At 70.1% G+C, this 16035-nt stretch carries 14 protein-coding genes; 9 read left to right on the forward strand and 5 right to left on the reverse strand.

The genetic code is table 11. The features are described from left to right. Positions 1–8 precede the first annotated feature (8 nt). The gene (gene glgP, locus EBN03_RS11215; protein WP_122187936.1) at positions 9–2585 is read left to right on the forward strand and encodes an alpha-glucan family phosphorylase; all 2577 of its coding nucleotides are present in this window, start codon (positions 9–11) and stop codon (positions 2583–2585) included. A gap of 123 nt (positions 2586–2708) precedes the next feature. Here the strand turns inward: glgP and EBN03_RS11220 are convergent, their stop codons facing one another. Then, positions 2709–4211: an MFS transporter gene (locus tag EBN03_RS11220; RefSeq protein ID WP_199742737.1), complete on the reverse strand. Its 1503-nt coding sequence runs from the start codon at positions 4209–4211 to the stop codon at positions 2709–2711. A gap of 79 nt (positions 4212–4290) precedes the next feature. Here EBN03_RS11220 and EBN03_RS11225 point away from each other — a divergent pair, with 79 nt between their 5' ends. Both EBN03_RS11225 and EBN03_RS11230 read left to right on the forward strand, forming a co-directional pair. Continuing rightward, on the forward strand, positions 4291–4935 hold the full coding sequence (locus EBN03_RS11225; RefSeq protein WP_122188352.1) for a TetR/AcrR family transcriptional regulator: 645 nt from the start codon (positions 4291–4293) through the stop codon (positions 4933–4935). A gap of 114 nt (positions 4936–5049) precedes the next feature. Further along, positions 5050–5520 (forward strand): hypothetical protein, encoded by a 471-nt coding sequence (locus EBN03_RS11230; protein WP_122187937.1) that lies wholly within the window; start codon positions 5050–5052, stop codon positions 5518–5520. On the opposite strand, the gene EBN03_RS11235 is transcribed toward EBN03_RS11230, so the two are convergent. Together EBN03_RS11235 and EBN03_RS11240 are read right to left on the reverse strand one after the other, a co-directional pair. Next, a complete protein-coding gene (locus EBN03_RS11235; RefSeq protein ID WP_122187938.1) occupies positions 5515–7572 on the reverse strand; it encodes an AMP-binding protein in 2058 nt (685 codons plus the stop codon). The genes EBN03_RS11230 and EBN03_RS11235 overlap by 6 nt on opposite strands. 329 nt (positions 7573–7901) lie before the next feature. Then, a complete protein-coding gene (locus EBN03_RS11240) occupies positions 7902–9941 on the reverse strand; it encodes an ATP-dependent DNA helicase (protein ID WP_122187939.1) in 2040 nt (679 codons plus the stop codon). A 309-nt stretch (positions 9942–10250) separates the two neighbouring features. Here EBN03_RS11240 and EBN03_RS11245 point away from each other — a divergent pair, with 309 nt between their 5' ends. Continuing rightward, the gene (locus EBN03_RS11245) at positions 10251–11108 is read left to right on the forward strand and encodes an alpha/beta fold hydrolase (protein WP_122187940.1); all 858 of its coding nucleotides are present in this window, start codon (positions 10251–10253) and stop codon (positions 11106–11108) included. Between the two features lie 116 nt (positions 11109–11224). On the opposite strand, the gene aosR is transcribed toward EBN03_RS11245, so the two are convergent. Next, positions 11225–11794: an oxidative stress transcriptional regulator AosR gene (aosR, locus tag EBN03_RS11250; protein ID WP_122187941.1), complete on the reverse strand. Its 570-nt coding sequence runs from the start codon at positions 11792–11794 to the stop codon at positions 11225–11227. Between the two features lie 52 nt (positions 11795–11846). Then, the gene (gene clpS, locus EBN03_RS11255) at positions 11847–12203 is read right to left on the reverse strand and encodes an ATP-dependent Clp protease adapter ClpS (RefSeq protein ID WP_199742738.1); all 357 of its coding nucleotides are present in this window, start codon (positions 12201–12203) and stop codon (positions 11847–11849) included. A gap of 95 nt (positions 12204–12298) precedes the next feature. On the opposite strand from clpS, the gene EBN03_RS11260 reads away from it, so the two are divergent. The 5 genes from EBN03_RS11260 to EBN03_RS11280 all read left to right on the forward strand — a co-directional run bounded on the left by EBN03_RS11260 (position 12299) and on the right by EBN03_RS11280 (position 15985). Beyond that, the gene (locus EBN03_RS11260; protein WP_122188354.1) at positions 12299–13609 is read left to right on the forward strand and encodes a nicotinate phosphoribosyltransferase; all 1311 of its coding nucleotides are present in this window, start codon (positions 12299–12301) and stop codon (positions 13607–13609) included. Positions 13610–13634: 25 nt separating this feature from the next. Continuing rightward, positions 13635–14234, forward strand: a complete 600-nt coding sequence (locus tag EBN03_RS11265; RefSeq protein ID WP_122187942.1) for an isochorismatase family protein — start codon at positions 13635–13637, stop codon at positions 14232–14234. Positions 14235–14306: 72 nt separating this feature from the next. Next, entirely contained in the window at positions 14307–14723 is a 417-nt protein-coding gene (locus EBN03_RS11270) for a Mov34/MPN/PAD-1 family protein (RefSeq protein WP_122187943.1), read from the forward strand. Positions 14724–14741: 18 nt separating this feature from the next. After that, positions 14742–15020 carry a MoaD/ThiS family protein gene (locus EBN03_RS11275; protein ID WP_122187944.1) on the forward strand — a complete coding sequence of 93 codons (279 nt, stop codon included), beginning with the start codon at positions 14742–14744 and terminating at the stop codon, positions 15018–15020. Between the two features lie 2 nt (positions 15021–15022). Next, the gene (locus tag EBN03_RS11280; RefSeq protein ID WP_122187945.1) at positions 15023–15985 is read left to right on the forward strand and encodes a PLP-dependent cysteine synthase family protein; all 963 of its coding nucleotides are present in this window, start codon (positions 15023–15025) and stop codon (positions 15983–15985) included. Positions 15986–16035: the final 50 nt, after the last annotated feature.

Raw genomic sequence — 16035 nt, forward strand, 5'->3', positions numbered from 1 at the left:
TCGTCCCGGTGAAGGCACTTCGTCGATTCACCGTCCGTGCCCACCTGCCCGCCCCGCTGGCGGCGCTCGGCGACCTGGCAACGAATCTGCGCTGGTCCTGGCACACACCGACCCAGGATCTGTTCGCCCAGCTCGACCAGGCACTGTGGGTGCGGGTCGGCCGGGACCCGGTCCGGATGCTCGGTGAGGTTCCCGCCGCGCGGCTCGACGAGCTGGCCGGTGACGAGGCGTATCTGCGGGCGGTCGAGTCGGCGGCGGCCGGGCTGCGGGAGTATCTCGGCCGGCCGCGCTGGTACCAGCAGTACCGGGCCGAGGGCGGCGCGCCGGTGGCGGGGATCGCCTACTTCTCCATGGAGTTCGGTGTCACCGAGGTGCTGCCCAACTATTCCGGTGGTCTCGGCATTCTGGCCGGTGACCACCTCAAGGCCGCGTCGGATCTCGGCCTGCCGCTGATCGGTGTGGGCCTGCTGTACCGCTCGGGCTATTTCCGGCAGTCGCTGACCGCGGACGGCTGGCAGGTGGAGCGCTATCCGGATCTGGATCCGCAGGGCCTGCCGTTGACCCTGCTGACCGACGGCGGCGCGCCGGTCCTGGTCCACGTTCCGATGGCGGAGGGGCGGATCCTGCGGGCCCGGGTGTGGATCGCGCAGGTGGGCCGGATTCCGTTGCTGCTGTTGGATTCCGATATCGCCGACAATGATCCGGACCTGCGTTCGGTCACCGACCGGCTCTACGGCGGCGATCAGGATCACCGGATCCGGCAGGAGATCCTGGCCGGGATCGGCGGGGTCCGCGCGGTGCGCGCCTACACCCGCGCGCACGGCCTGCCCGACCCCGACGTGTTCCACATGAACGAGGGCCACGCCGGCTTCCTCGGCATCGAGCGGATCCGCGAATTCATGGCCGGCGGACTGGATTTCGACGCGGCGCTGGCCGCGGTGCGGGCGGGCACGGTCTTCACCACGCACACCCCGGTGCCGGCCGGGATCGACCGTTTCGCCGCGGCACTGGTCCGCCGGTACTTCGGCGGCGCGCATGGGGAACGCGAATCTCCGCTGCTGCCAGGCGTTTCGGTGGACCGGATCCTGGCCCTGGGCCGGGAGGCGGACCCCTCGGTGTTCAACATGGCCCACCTGGGGCTGCGACTCGCGCAGCGGGCCAACGGCGTGTCGCAGCTGCACGGTGAGGTGAGCCGGGACATGTTCGCGCCGCTGTGGCCGGGCTTCGATCCCGCCGAGGTGCCGATCGGCTCGGTCACCAACGGGGTCCACGCGCCGACCTGGGCCGCGCGGGAATGGATCGACAAGGCAAGGGAATTCGTCGGTCCCGAACTGGTCGAGGAGGCGCGCGGCTGGGAGCGGCTGCACGACGTCGACCTGCGGGAGCTGTGGTCGACCCGGAATGCGTTGCGCGGCACCCTGATCGATGAGATCCGCCGTCGGCTGCGCGTGTCCTGGCTGGAGCGCGGTGCCGTCGCGGCCGAATTGGACTGGGTGGACCGGGCATTCGACCCGAACGTGCTCACCATCGGTTTCGCCCGCCGGGTACCGACCTACAAGCGCCTGACCCTCATGCTGCGCGACCCGCAGCGGCTGCGCGCGCTGCTGACCGATCCCGAACGCCCGCTGCAGCTGGTGGTGGCCGGTAAGAGCCACCCCGCCGACGACGGCGGCAAGGCGCTGATCCAGCAGGTGGTCCGCTTCGCCGACGACCCCGCGGTCCGCGACCGCATCGTGTTCCTGCCCGACTACGACATGTCGATGGCCCGCTACCTGTACTGGGGTTGCGATGTGTGGCTGAACAATCCGCTGCGCCCGCTGGAGGCGTGCGGCACCTCGGGCATGAAGTCGGCGCTCAACGGCGGCCTCAATCTCTCCATCCGCGACGGCTGGTGGGACGAGATGTACGACGGCGAGAACGGCTGGGCCATCCCCACCGCCGACGGCGTGCGCGACGAGCACCGCCGCGACGACCTGGAGGCCGCGGCCCTCTACGACATGCTGGAACGCTCGGTTCTGCCGCGCTTCTACGACCGCGACGCCGACGGCACTCCGGTGCGCTGGATGGAGATGGTCCGCCACACCCTGCAGACCCTGGGCCCGCGGGTCCTGGCCTCGCGCATGGTCCGCGACTACGCCGTCGGCTACTACACCCCGGCCGCGGCCGCCTATGCGGCCGTTGCGAATTCGGACTTCGCCGGCGCGCGCGACCTCGCCGAGTACCGCCGCCGGATCGAAGCCGCCTGGCCGCAGGTGAAGGTCCGCGGCGTGGACAGCTCCGGTCTGCCCGGCTCACCGCTGATCGGCGCGCCGTTCTCGCTGCGCACGCAGATCGACCTGGCCGGACTCGACCCCGCCGACGTCACGGTCGAAGCCGTGCTGGGCCGGGTGTCCCAGGACGACGACCTGTCGGACGTCACCACCGTCCCCATGATCCACACCGGCACCGACAACGGCGCCCACACCTACACGGTGGACACCGAACTCCCACTGTCCGGTGCGGTCGGCTATACCGTGCGGGTGCTGCCGAACCACGAACTGCTGGCCACACCGGCCGAATTGGGGCTGGTCGTCGCGGCCGTGTAGCGCCGCGACCAGGACGAGCCACGACCGATCGGACGGACCGGCGCACCGCAGCAGACGGCACATCCGGACAGCCGAAGGCCACACCTGCTCGGCAGGTGTGGCCATCGACGCTCCGGTGTGTGATCAACGGGCAAGGGCGAGTTCACCGTTGGGCTCGGCGACCGTAGGCGCGACCGGCTCGCGCAGGCGAGCGGACAGCAGCAGCGCGACGGCGCTCAGTGCGGCGGCGGCCAGGAACACCAGGCCGGTGCCGGACACGAAGGCGGACATGGCGTGCTCGTGCGCGGTCCCGGTCAGGCCGGTGATCCGGGTCATGCTGACGCTGGGGGCGGTGGATTCGAAGTAGCCGTTGAGCAGCGTGCCCGAGGCGGCCGCGCCGACCGCGGTGCCCAGTGACTGGAAGAAGCGGATGCCGGTGGTGGCGACGCCGAGCTGGTGGCGGGGCGCGGCACCCTGCACGGCGGTGATCAATTTGCCCAGCAGCTGGCCGAATCCGAGCCCGAGCAGCACCAGTTCACCGCGGATCAGCCACAGCGAGGTGTGCTCGCCGGTGCAGGCCAGGGCGGTCAGGGCGGCGGTGAGCAGCGCGGTGCCGGTGAGCAGGGCGGTGCGGGTCGACCAGTCGAACTTGCCGCCGGCCAGGCCGGACACCATCAGCCCACCGGCCATGAACGCCAGGTAGGTGCCGGCGTCGGTGGCGCCGATGCCGCGGGCGGTCTGCAGGTAGAGCATGAGGTCGATCATCGCGCCGCCCATGACGGCGCCGACCAGCGCTTGGATCGCGAAACCCTGGCGCAGCACCGGAACCGAGAACAGTGACAGCGGCAGGATCGGCTCGTCCGCGACGGCCTGCCGCCACACGAACAGCGCGAGCAGCACCACGGCGGCGGTGATCAGGCTGAGGATCGTGGGCGAGCCCCATGCATACTGGGTGCCACCCCATTCGCAGGTCAGCAGCAGGGCACCGGTGAAGCCGGCGACCAGGGCCGCCCCGATCAGGTCGATGGCCGCCCGGGTGGTGTGGGCGGGGATGCGGACGGCCCACAGCAGGCCGGCGACGATCACGGCGCCGAGCGGCAGGTTCAGGTAGAAGATCCAGCGCCAGTTGCCGTTGTCGGCGAACAGGCCGCCGACCAGCGGGCCGAGCGCCATGCCGAAGCCGGCCATCAGGCCGCCCAAAGCGCCTGGGCCCTTGCCCTTTCCGGGTCCGGCGAGCTGGGCCATGACCACCATGGTCACGCTCATCAGGCCGCCGGCGCCGAGTCCCTGCACGACGCGGAAGGCGATCAGTTCGGTCATGGTTGCGGCGGCGCCGCAGAGGGCGGATCCGGCCAGGAAGACCGACAGCGCGCCGACCAGCACGCGCTTGGCGCCGAAGATGTCGCAGAGGCGCCCGTACAGCGGCAGCATCACGGTGGCCGCGAGGGTGAATCCGGCTACCAGCCAGGTGACGTGGCCGAGTCCGTGGACCGGGTCGAGATCCCGCACGATCGGGACGATGGCGGCGGACACGATATTGCTGTCCAGGATCGCCAGGATCATCGTCAGCAGACAGAGCAGCTTGGCCACGCCGATCTGGTTGGGGGACATGGGGTTCGCCGGTGCGTCGGCGGTGTTCGCGTTCATGGGAACGACTGTAGAGAATAATTTATACCCGGTCAATATTTGATCTGGGATCAACTTTGATCCTGGTACAGTTATGGTCATGACCGAGAGACTGAGCCTGCGTGAACGCAAGAAGATCGAGACCGCGCGGTCGATCTGGCGGGTGGCACTGGAGTTGTTCGTGGAGCACGGATTCGACAACGTCTCCGTCGCCCAGATCGCCGCCGCCTCGAACGTCTCGAAGATGACCGTCTTCAACTACTTCGGCACCAAAGAAGACCTGGTCCTCGGCCCGATGGAGGAACACCTCGGCGAACTGGCCGCCGTCGTGCGCGAGCGCGAGCGCGGCGAATCGGTGGTCGCGGCGGTGCGGCGGCACTTCCGCGCCGCACTCGCCGACTTCGACCCGGCCAGCGGCCTCAACGACCAGACGGGTGTGCTGGATGTGCAGCGACTGGTCCGGCAGACCCCGGCCCTCGCGCAGCGCGCCCACGACTTCCACAACCGCGCACAGGAATTGCTCGCCGCCGAACTCGTCACCGAAGCCGGCGACAGCGACCCGACCACGGCGCGTGTGGTCGCGGCCCTGCTCGTCGCGGCCCGGCGCGCCCTCGTCGCCGAGAACCACCGTCGGCTGCTCGCGGGCGAATCCGCGGATCAGGTGCTCCCCGACGCGATCACCGCGGCCGACAACGCCTTCGAACTCCTCGAACGCGGGCTGGGGGACTACGGCACCCGCGCCTGACGCCGTCCCCGGTGTCGCCGGAAATGTCTGCCGCACAAGCGCATCGCAAGCCGATCATTGGCGATCCCGGCAACAGTTCGGGTCGTCACAGCGATTCGAACCAGGGGAGCGGTCATGTCGGACGTACAGGACGGATTCGGCCGGACGAGTACCGCGGTCGACCAGTCGGGACTGCTCGCCCTGGTGTTGAGCGCGGACGTACCGCGCCTGCGGGAGGAGATGGCGCAGGCCGCCACGCTCGCGGCCACCGTGCCCGAGGCGACTGTCGACGGTGTGGTGGTGGCACGAGGCTGGGGGACCTGGACGGTTCCGGTCGCGCCCGGCACGCACAGTGTGATGTTCCGCTGCCACGTCTACGGAAACGTCCGCCGGGTCGCGCAGGCGCAGGTGCGGGTGGAACCGGCGGGCAGAGAACAGGTGTACTACCGGGTGCGGCGCGACGGGACCGCCGGTGCACGAGCCGGGCGGCTGCCGGGTTCGGCCGGGTCCGTGGGAATCGCCCGGATGGTCGTGGGACTGACGATGCTCTCGATGATGCTCGGCCTGCTGGTGCTGATGCTCGCGCTCGTCGCCGCGATCCTATGAGCCCGGCGGGCCGGTGAGGCTGTTGCGCAGGATCTTTCCGGTCGCATTGCGCGGCAGCGCGTCGACGAAGGTGACGTCACGCGGTACCGCGAAGCGGCCCAGGCGATTTCGGACGTAGGCGCGGACCATGTGCTCGTCCAGACCGGAATCGGGGTACTTGACGATGAAAGCGGCCAGGCGCTGGCCGAATTCGCGATCCGGCACCCCGACCACGGCGACGTCGAAGACCTGCGGCAGGTAGGCCAGGGCCTCCTCGATCGGCCGGGGGAACACGTTCTCGCCGCCCGAGCTGATCATCTCGTCTTCGCGGCCCGCCACGAACAACCGGCCGGCGGCGTCGAGGTAGCCGAGATCGCCGGTATCGAGCATGTCGTCGACGGCCTCGGGCGCATTCGCGTCGACGTAACCGTCGAACAGCAGCTGGTTGCCGACGAAGATGCGCCCCACCACGCCGACCGGCACCGGCCGACGGTCGGGGCCGAGGATCGCGATCCGGGTGCCCGACGGCGGTTTTCCGGCCGTGGTCGGTGCGATCCGCAGGTCGCCGGGGTCGGCGATCGCCGCCCAGGACACCTCGGTGGAACCGTAGATGTTGTAGAGAATCTCGCCGAACGCGGCGCGGAAGCTCGTCACGGTCGCACCGGAAAGCGGTGCGCCGCAGCTCAGTACGACCCGCAGGCTGGACGTGTCGTAGCGGGCCCGGATCTCAGGGGGCAGGGCCAGGATCCGGTTCACCAGCACCGGCACCACGATCAGGGTCGTCACCTTGTGCGCGGCGACCAGACGCAGGCAGTCTTCCGCGTCGAACCGCTGCGCGAGCACGACGGTCGAACGCAACGCGGTACTGAGCTGCAGGGCCGCCAGACCCCAGGTGTGGAACAGCGGTGCCGGGATCAGCATGATCGCGTTCATCTGCAACGGAATTCGGGACAGCAGTGATACCACGGGCCCGAAACCCTTGGGGTGTGGACGTTTCGCGCTCTTCGGGCAGCCCGTGGTGCCGGAGGTCAGCACGATCAGCTGACCGGGCTGGCGCGGTTTGGTGGAATACGGTGCGCCGGAATCGATCAGTGCGCTGACCGTACCGCGCCACCCTGCCGGTGCGGGCCCACCGGTGGCGTAATGCGGTACTTGGTCGGGAAGGTAACGCAGCAGTTCGGCCAGCGCAGGTTCGGCGAATATCGCGGCGAATCTGTGAATTTCGGCCACTTCGGCTATCCCGACCGCCGCCATGCCGGTGTTCAGCAACACCATGTCGACACCGAGTTTCGTAGCGGCGACAAGTATTTCGACCAGTTCGGCGGAATTGCGGGACAGGACACCGATCGTCGTCCCGGCGCCCTGCCCGGCCGCGGCCAGTGCGCCGGCCAGGCGTGCGCTGCGCTGGTGGACCTCGGCGAAGGTGCGGACCCCGCCGTCGTCGATCAGGGCGGTCCGGCGTGGCGAATGAGCTGCGGCACTGGCATATCCGCCCGCCAGGGTGAACCCCCAGGTGTTCAGCTCGGCGAGCTGGCGCATAGCGATGTCGGGGCGGACCGTACGCATCACGCCCGTGCTGAGGACCTGCCGCACGGTCTCGGCCTGACTGCGGATCCCGGTGCCCTCCACCTTGACCACGGTCGCGGTCGGCGCGCCGGTGGCGATATCGGCCATGCGCTGCAATCCGGCCCGGATCCATTCCTGCACAACGGAATCCGATACCGAGTCCAGGGCCGGGTGCAGCCGATCGACCGCCACGCACGCGACCCGCACCTGTGTGCCGTCACCGTGCTCGAGCAGCCGGACCGACGCCGAGGCGTCCAGTTCGGCGCACCGCAGTTCCAGCGCCTCGGGCTCGCGGCCCGGGATCAGCGTCACATCGAGCGTCCGGATCTCGGAGGTCTCGGTGCCGAGCCGGAGATGGAGCCGGATACCGGTAGCCGAACTCATCGGTTCGCACGCGCCGATACCCGGGAACAGGCGCGCATAGCTGTCGGCGTCCAGGAGCAGATCCCAGAGCTCTCGGCGCGGGACCGTCACCTCGGTCGCCACGTCGATCACATCGGTAACCACGGGTGCACTTCCGAGCGGGCCGGGTCGAGAATTCTCGGTTCGGCAGTCATCGCATTTCTAACTACCGAAGCGGGTGCGGGTCAAGCGGAAGCGGACGGGAATGCCGGAGCCCGAGGGAATTTCGCAAGTCGATGCCCCCGGTCTGCCGCTCGGGCGACGCGGGGGCATCGGGGCGATGCGGCGATGAGGGAATTGGGGGGTCACCACCGCACCGCAGTCCAGAATAATTCCGATCGAAACAAATGTCCCGATTGTGTGACGGCATCGATCGTACGTCGGCGATGTGCCCGCAATCACGGCCTGCGTGGGGTGAACTCGGGGGTGATAACTCAGTTCGGTGCGCCGGTGAGCCGCCGCAGCGCCTTCTCCACGATCTGTGGGTCGGAGGTCTCCCAATACGGCGGCAGCGACGCCCGCAGGTAGCCGCCGTAACGGGCCGACACCAGGCGGGAGTCGAGGATCGCCACCACACCGCGGTCGTCGGGGGCCCGCAACAGCCGGCCCGTGCCCTGGGCCAGCAGCAGCGCGGCGTGATTGGCCGCCACCGCCAGGAACCCGTTGCCGCCGCGGGACTCGACCGCGCGCTGCCGGGCGACCAGCAGCGGGTCGTCGGGCCGCGGGAACGGGATGCGGTCGAGGATCACCAGGCTGAGCGAGGGGCCGGGCACGTCGACGCCCTGCCACAGCGACAGCGTGCCGAACAGTGAGGTGGCCGGGTCCTCGGCGAACTTGCGGACCAGCAGGCCGGTGGCGTCCTCGCCCTGGCACAGCACCGGGGTGTCGAGCCGCTCGCGCAGCGCCTCGGTCGCGGCCTTGGCCGCGCGCATCGAGGAGAACAGGCCCAGGGTGCGGCCGCCGGCCGCGCGGATCAGGCGCTCGATCTCGTCCAGGAAGGCCGGTGTCAGGCCGTCGCGGCCGGGCGGCGGCAGATGTTTGGCGATGTAGAGGATGCCGGCCTTCGCGTGATCGAACGGCGAACCGACATCGAGCGAATTCCAGCGCAGCACACCGGCGTCCGCGGGCGCCTCGGCGCCGTTGGCCAGCGCCGGGTCGACCTTCCCGCCGGACTGGGCGGGCAACCCCCAGGTGACCGCGAGCCCGTCGAACGACCCGCCCACCTGCAGCGTCGCCGAGGTCAACACCACCGTGGCGGTGGCGAACAGGCGGCTGCGCAGCAGGCCGCCGACCGACAGCGGGGCCATGTGCAAGGTGCGGCGCTCGACGTTGCGGACCTCCTCGGCGGCGAGCCAGATCACGTCGCGCTGGGCGGCCGGATCGGGCTCGTCGAAGGTGGTGAGCACGCGGACGGCCGCATCGTGCACCTCGTCGATCGCGGCCAGGGCCAGATTGCGGGCGGCCGTGGTCTCCGGGTCGGCGGGGGCGCCGCCCTGCGGGGACAGCGCGGTGCGGCAGTTCCACGCGGCATCGCGGATCAGGGCCAGCACCGGTGCCGCGCCGTCGGGGAGACTGGACCACCGGCCGGGCGTCAGCTCGTCGAGGAAGGTGTGCCAGGCCTCGGCGGCCTGGTCCAGCCGGTCGATCTCGCGTTCGTCGACGAGTTTGCCGCAGCGGCGGGCGGCCGCGGTGATGGCGGTGGTGGACAGTTCGGCGGTGGCGACGCCGGTGACCCGGTCGACCAGGTCGTGGGCCTCGTCGATCACCACGACATCGTGTTCGGGCAGCACCTGGATGCCGCTGATGGCGTCGATGGCGAGCAGGGCATGGTTGGTGACGACCACGTCGGCCTGCCCGGATTCGGCGCGGGCCCGCTCGGCGAAGCAGTCCTGGCCGAACGGGCAGCGCGACTTGCCCAGGCACTCGCGCGCGGAGACGCTGACCTGCCGCCAGGCGCGATCGCTGACGCCGGGGGCCAGCTCGTCGCGGTCGCCGGTCTCGGTGTCGGAGGCCCATTCGTTGAGCCGCTGCACCTCCCGGCCCAGCCGGGAGATGGCGAACGCGTCGAACAGCTCGGCCTCGGCCGGCTCGTCCGGGATCACGCTGTTGATCTTGTTCAAGCAGAGATAGTTGTTGCGGCCCTTGAGGATCGCGAACTTCGCCGCCCGCCCGAGCGGCTTCTCCAGCGCCTGCGCCAGCCGCGGCAGGTCGCGGTCGACCAGCTGGCGCTGCAACGCGATGGTGGCCGTGGACACCACGACCGTACGACCGCTGGCGACCGCGTGCCGCAGGCTGGGCACCAGGTATGCCAGCGACTTGCCGGTGCCGGTCCCCGCCTGCACCGCGAGATGCTCCTTGGTGTCGATGGCGTGCGCCACCGCGGCGGCCATGGTCTGCTGACCGCTACGCGACACCCCGCCCAGCGCCTCGACCGCGGTGGTCAACAGGCGGGGGACGGTGGGGAGTTCAGGCACCCGAGCAGAGTACTGCGCGGCACCGACAAGGCCGCGCGGGCCCGAAGCGCCGGCGCGGGCCCCGAAGGGCTCGGTGCGGGCTCGAGCGGGCGGCGGAGGCTCGAGCGGGCGGCGGTGTGGCCCGGGCGGGCGGCGGTGTGGCCCGGGCACGCTCGCCGGTGCGGCGGTGTGGCCGCGGCACGATCGGACCGCGTGCGGCCGCTGCGGTTCGGGCGCGGCAAGGTGTGCGGGAACGGATCGCGGTCTGGTCGGCGGCAGCCCGGTCGGCGTAGCGTCCTGGGGGAAATCGCATCCGAGCGAGGGGGACTCATGGCATCGACCTGGGCGGAATGGGTAGCGGGCGGGGAGCGCGTCGATCTCGACGGATCGACGGTGTTCGTGCGGCAGGACGGCCCGCCCGAGGGGCGGCCGGTGACCCTGCTGCACGGGTATCCGACGTCCTCGCACGACTGGGCGCCGATCCTGCCGGCCCTGGTGGACGCGGGGTGCCGGGTCACCGTGCTCGACTTCCTGGGCTTCGGCGCGAGCGCCAAGCCATACCCGCACGAGTACCGGCTCACCGCGCAGGCCGATCTGGTCGAACGGGTCTGGGAGCACTTCGGCGGCACCGAAACAGCTTTGGTCGCACACGATTACGGGGTCAGTGTGGGCCAGGAGCTGCTGGCCCGGGATCCGGCCCGGATCACCCGGATGGCCTGGCTCAACGGCGGCCTCTACGTGGACCTGTACCGGCCCTTGGCGATTCAGCGCGCGATGATCGGTCCGGCCGGAAAACTACTGGGCCGCTTGATGACCGAGCGCAGCTTCCGGCTGACCCTGGACCGCATCCTGGGCCGCCCGGTACCGGTCGCGGAGCTGCATCAGATGTGGCTCGCCATGACCGCCGGTGGTGGACTGCGAGTTCAATGGGCGCTCAACCGCTATCACGCCGAGCGGCGGGCGCAGGCCCAGCGCTGGCAGCGGGCTCTCGAGTCGTATCCCGGTCCGACACTGTTCGTCTGGGGCCCGGCCGATCCGATCAGTGGCGGTCATCTGCTCCCGCGACTGCGGGAACGGTTGCCGCGGGCCGAATTCGTCGTGCTCGACGACGAACCCGCGACCGGTCACTATCCGCAGGTGGAGAACCCGGCCGCGGTCGGATCCGCCCTCGCCGCCTTCCTGGCCTGAGCCGATCACCGCGACCGACGGGTTCGATGCTCGGCAACCCAGCTGTCCAGTGGGCTTGACGTAGCCGGATGTGCGGCACGGTTGCGGCGGTCGTACAGCGCTGTCTCCGGGCCCGGCTAGGGCGCCATGGCGGTCAGCAGGGAATCCTGCATCCAGGTGAGCCAGTGGTAGACGTCCAGATGCGGCGCCCGCGGGTCGGCGGAGTCGAGGCGATCCGGGGTGTCCGCGTCCACGCCCAAGGCGGTGCCCAGGGCCAGCCGCACGTCGTTGAGCGCGGTCAGCCAGGCGTCGGCCTGCTCGGCGGTGAGCACGATCTTGCCGCCCTGCGGCGGCAGCGTCTCCAGCACCACCGAGCCGGCGGCGATCTTGGTCGCGATGATCTCGGGCTCGTGCAGCCCACGCAGCGCGCTGTTGAGGCCCGCGCGCTCGGCATCGGGGGAGCCCGGCTCGCTGCGGTGGAACTCCGGCAGCAAGCGGGCCAGCCGGGGGTCTTCCGGCGGGGTCGTATTGCCCACCTGCAGCCCCGTCAGGGCGGCCAGGTCGTCCTGGGGGGCGGACTGGGCCCGATCGGTCAGCAGGCCGGTGACGGCGCCGACGAGCGATCGCAGCACCTCGGCCTCCCGCGCGTCCATCTCCGAGCGCAGGCGCAGCCCGCTCAGCGAGGTCTTCCTGGTCCACTTGCGCACGGACCTACGGTATCGCCCGAGCGTGCCGGTGCCCGGAGGTGGTGGTCGCGGGTTATTTGTCGCGTTGCATCGTGGCCCAGAGTCCGGCCGCGTGCAGGCGCTGGACGTCGTGTTCCATCTTGTCGCGGGAACCGGCGGACACCACGGCCTTGCCCTCGTTGTGGACCTGCATCATCAGTTCGGTAGCTCGCGATTTGCTGTAGCCGAAGAGCTTCTGAAAGATGTAGGTCACGTAGTGCATCAGGTTCACCGGGTCGTCCCAGACCACGGTCACCCACGGGCGGTCCTCCGCCTCCAGGATCTCGGTGGCCTCGACCGCTTCGGGCGTGGCCTGCGCCGCCGACATACCCGAGTAACCACCGGCCGGACCGGCAACGACCCGGACGATGTCCTCTTTGCACAGAGCCATAACCAAGAGGGTACGACCTCACCCCGAATCCACAACAGAGGTGTTCACGTGCGCGCCACAGGCGGCGTGGTCCGGGGCGCTCTACAGTGGCGACCGTGTCCACCCCCTTGCGTGCCGCCACGTCGCTGCTGACCGACCAGTACGAGCTCACCATGCTGGCCGCCGCGCTGGCCGACGGGTCGGCGGCCCGCGACTGCAGCTTCGAAGTCTTCGCCCGGAGGTTGCCGCCCGGCCGCCGCTACGGTGTCGTGGCGGGCACCGCCCGCCTGCTCGACGCGCTCGCCGAGTTCCGCTTCGCCGAGCCCGAACTCGAGGTCGTCGCCGCCTTCTCCGACGAGCGCACCCTGAACTGGTTGCGCGAGTTCACCTTCGGTGGCGATATCGACGGATACCGCGAGGGCGAGCTCTACTTCCCCGGCTCGCCGATCCTCACCGTGCGCGGCAGCTTCGCCGAATGTGTGGTGCTGGAGACCCTGATCCTGTCGATCCTCAACCACGACAGCGCGATCGCGTCGGCCGCCGCCCGGATGGTCAGCGCGGCCGGCGGCCGGCAGCTGATCGAGATGGGGTCGCGCCGCACCCACGAACTGGCGGCGCCGGCCAGCGCCCGCGCCGCCTACCTGGCCGGCTTCGACGCCACCTCGAACCTGGAGGCGGTCCGCAGCTTCGGGATTCCCGGCGCGGGCACCAGCGCGCACGCGTTCACGTTGCTGCACAGCGGATCCGACGGCGCTCACGAGGCCGCGGCCTTCCGCAGCCAGATCGAGACCCTGGGCCTCGGTACCACCCTGCTGGTCGACACCTACGACATCGCCCAGGGCGTAGCCACCGCGATCGAGGTCGCCGGACCCGAATTGGGCGCGGTCCGAATCGATTCCGGAGACCTGGGCGTGATGGCCCGTCAGGTTCGCGAACAGCTCGACGCGCTCGGCGCGGTCCGCACCCGGATCGTCGTGTCCGGCGACCTCGACGAGTACGCCATCGCGGCACTGCGCGCCGAACCGGTCGATTCCTACGGCGTGGGCACCGCGCTGGTCGTCGGATCCGGGGCGCCGACGGCCGGGATGGTCTACAAACTGGTCGAGGTCCAGGGCCGTCCGGTCGCGAAACGGTCCAGTCACAAGGAGTCCCGCGGCGGCACCAAGCGTGCGGTGCGGCTGTCCCGGCGCAGTGGCACGATCGTGGAGGAACTGGTGTTGCGGGCCGGGCAGGACGCCCCGGCCCAGGAGGCGTTCACCGTGCGGGACCTGCAGATCCCGCTGGTCCGCGGCGGTAAACCGGTCGCCGACCTGCCGACCCTGGCCCAGTCGCGTGAGCTGGTGGCGCGCGGCCTGATCAGCCTGCCCTGGGAGGGCCTCAAGCTCTCCGCCGGCGAACCCGCGATCCCGACGACCTTCCTACAATGAGGGCAAGCCGGTCGATGGGAGCGAAATGACCACGGCACTGATCGTCGTCGACGTCCAGAACGACTTCTGTGAGGGGGGATCACTAGCGGTGAACGGGGGCGCGGCGGTGGCGGCCCGGATCAGCGCACACCTGGCGTCCCACGACTACGACGTGGTCGTGGCCACCCGCGACTACCACGTCGACCCGGGCGGCCACTTCTCCGATCAGCCCGATTACGTGGACAGCTGGCCGCCGCACTGCCGCGCCGAGACCCCGGGCGCGGAATTCCACCCCGCCTTCGACACCACCCGGGTCGAGCAGGTGTTCTCCAAGGGCGCCTACAGCGCCAGCTACTCCGGTTTCGAGGGCGTGACCCCGGTCGGCGAACCGCTGGCGGACTGGCTGCGCGGCCGCGGCGTCGACAGGGTGGCGGTCTGCGGTCTCGCCACCGACCACTGTGTGCGTGCCACCGCGCTCGACGCCCGGGCCGCCGGTTTCGACACCGAGCTGCTGCTGGATCTGAGCGCCGCGGTCGCGCCGGCGAACACCGGCAGGGTGCTCGACGAACTGCGCGACGCGGGCGTCGCGGTGAGCGATGAGCAGCGGGATCGATCACAGGGCCCGCAGGGCGCCCGCCGGGAATAGGCGAATATTCTGGACAGTTGACGACAGCTGTGCGCCCTGGTGCTGCTGTGGCGCTAGCGGAAGGAATCGACTGTGCTGGTTATCCGGGCCGACCTCGTGGCGGCCATGGTGGCGCACGCTCGCGCCGATCATCCGGACGAGGCGTGCGGGATCATCGCCGGACCGGAGGGATCGGACCGCCCGGAACGAATCGTGCCGATGATCAACGCCGAGCGCTCGCCGACCTTCTACCGCTTCGACTCCGGCGAACAGCTGAAGATCTGGCGCGAGATGGACGACAACGACGAGGAACCGGTCGTGGTGTACCACTCGCACACCGCCACCGAGGCCTACCCGAGTCGCACCGACATCTCGTTCGCGTCCGAGCCCAACGCGCACTACGTCCTCATCTCGACCCGCGACCCCGAGCAGCACGAGCTGCGCAGCTACCGCATCGCCGAGGGCGTCGTCACCGAAGAGCCGGTGCAGATACTTCCCGCACAGGTCTGACAGATACAAGGAGTAACCATGCCGGTCACCGTGTCCATCCCCACCATCATGCGTCCCCTCACCGGCGGCGAGAAGCGGGTGCAGGCCAGTGGCGCCACCCTCGCCGCGCTGATCGACGACCTGGAGAGCAGCTACGCGGGCCTGAAGGCGAAGCTGCTGTCGGACGGCAAGCTGAACCGCTTCGTCAACATCTACATCGACGACGAGGACGTGCGCTTCGCCGGCGGCCTGGACGCCGAGGTGCCCGAGGGCGGCTCGGTCACCATCCTTCCCGCCGTCGCCGGTGGCGCCGCGTAATCATGGCGCGCTACGAGTCGCTCATCGCCACCCTGGGCAACACCCCACTGGTGGGCCTGCGCACGCTGTCGCCGAAATGGGACGGCGACGACCACGTGCGGTTGTGGGCCAAGCTGGAGGACCGTAACCCCACCGGATCGATCAAGGACCGTCCGGCGCTGCGGATGATCGAGCAGGCCGAGGCCGAAGGCAAGCTCACCCCGGGCTGCACGATCCTCGAGCCGACCAGCGGCAACACCGGTATCTCGCTGGCCATGGCGGCCAAGCTGAAGGGCTACCGGCTGATCTGTGTGATGCCGGAGAACACCTCGGTCGAGCGGCGTCAGCTGCTGACCATGTTCGGTGCCGAGATCATCGACTCCCCGGCGGCCGGCGGCTCGAACCAGGCGGTCGCCATGGCCAAGGAGATCGCCGCCGAGCACCCGGACTGGGTGATGCTGTATCAGTACGGCAACCCCGGCAACGCGCTCGCCCACTACGAGGGCACCGGCCCGGAGATCCTGGCCGACCTGCCGGAGATCACGCACTTCGTGGCCGGCCTGGGCACCACCGGCACCCTGATGGGCACCGGCCGGTTCCTGCGCGAGAAGGTGCCGGGCATCGAGATCGTCGCCGCGGAACCGCGATACGGCGAACTCGTCTACGGCTTGCGCAATCTCGAAGAGGGTTTCATCCCGGAGCTGTACGACGAGTCGGTGCTGACCACGCGTTTCTCGGTCGGCCCGTACGACGCGGTGCGGCGCACCCGGGAGTTGGTGGGCGAGGAGGGCATCTTCGCCGGCATCTCCACCGGCGCGATCCTGCACGCCGCGATCGGCATCGGTAACAAGGCGCTGAAGGCGGGCAAGACCGCCGACATCGCGTTCGTGGTCGCCGACGGTGGCTGGAAGTATCTGTCGACCGGCGCCTACGACGGCACGCTCGAAGAGGCCGAGGAACGGCTCGAAGGCCAGCTCTGGGCCTGACGAATACCTGAGCACCCCTGCGGCCGGGCCGCGGATCGGTACCCTCGAAG

It is taken from the genome of Nocardia stercoris, from assembly GCF_003696265.1.
Taxonomy (GTDB): Bacteria; Actinomycetota; Actinomycetes; order Mycobacteriales; family Mycobacteriaceae; genus Nocardia; species Nocardia stercoris.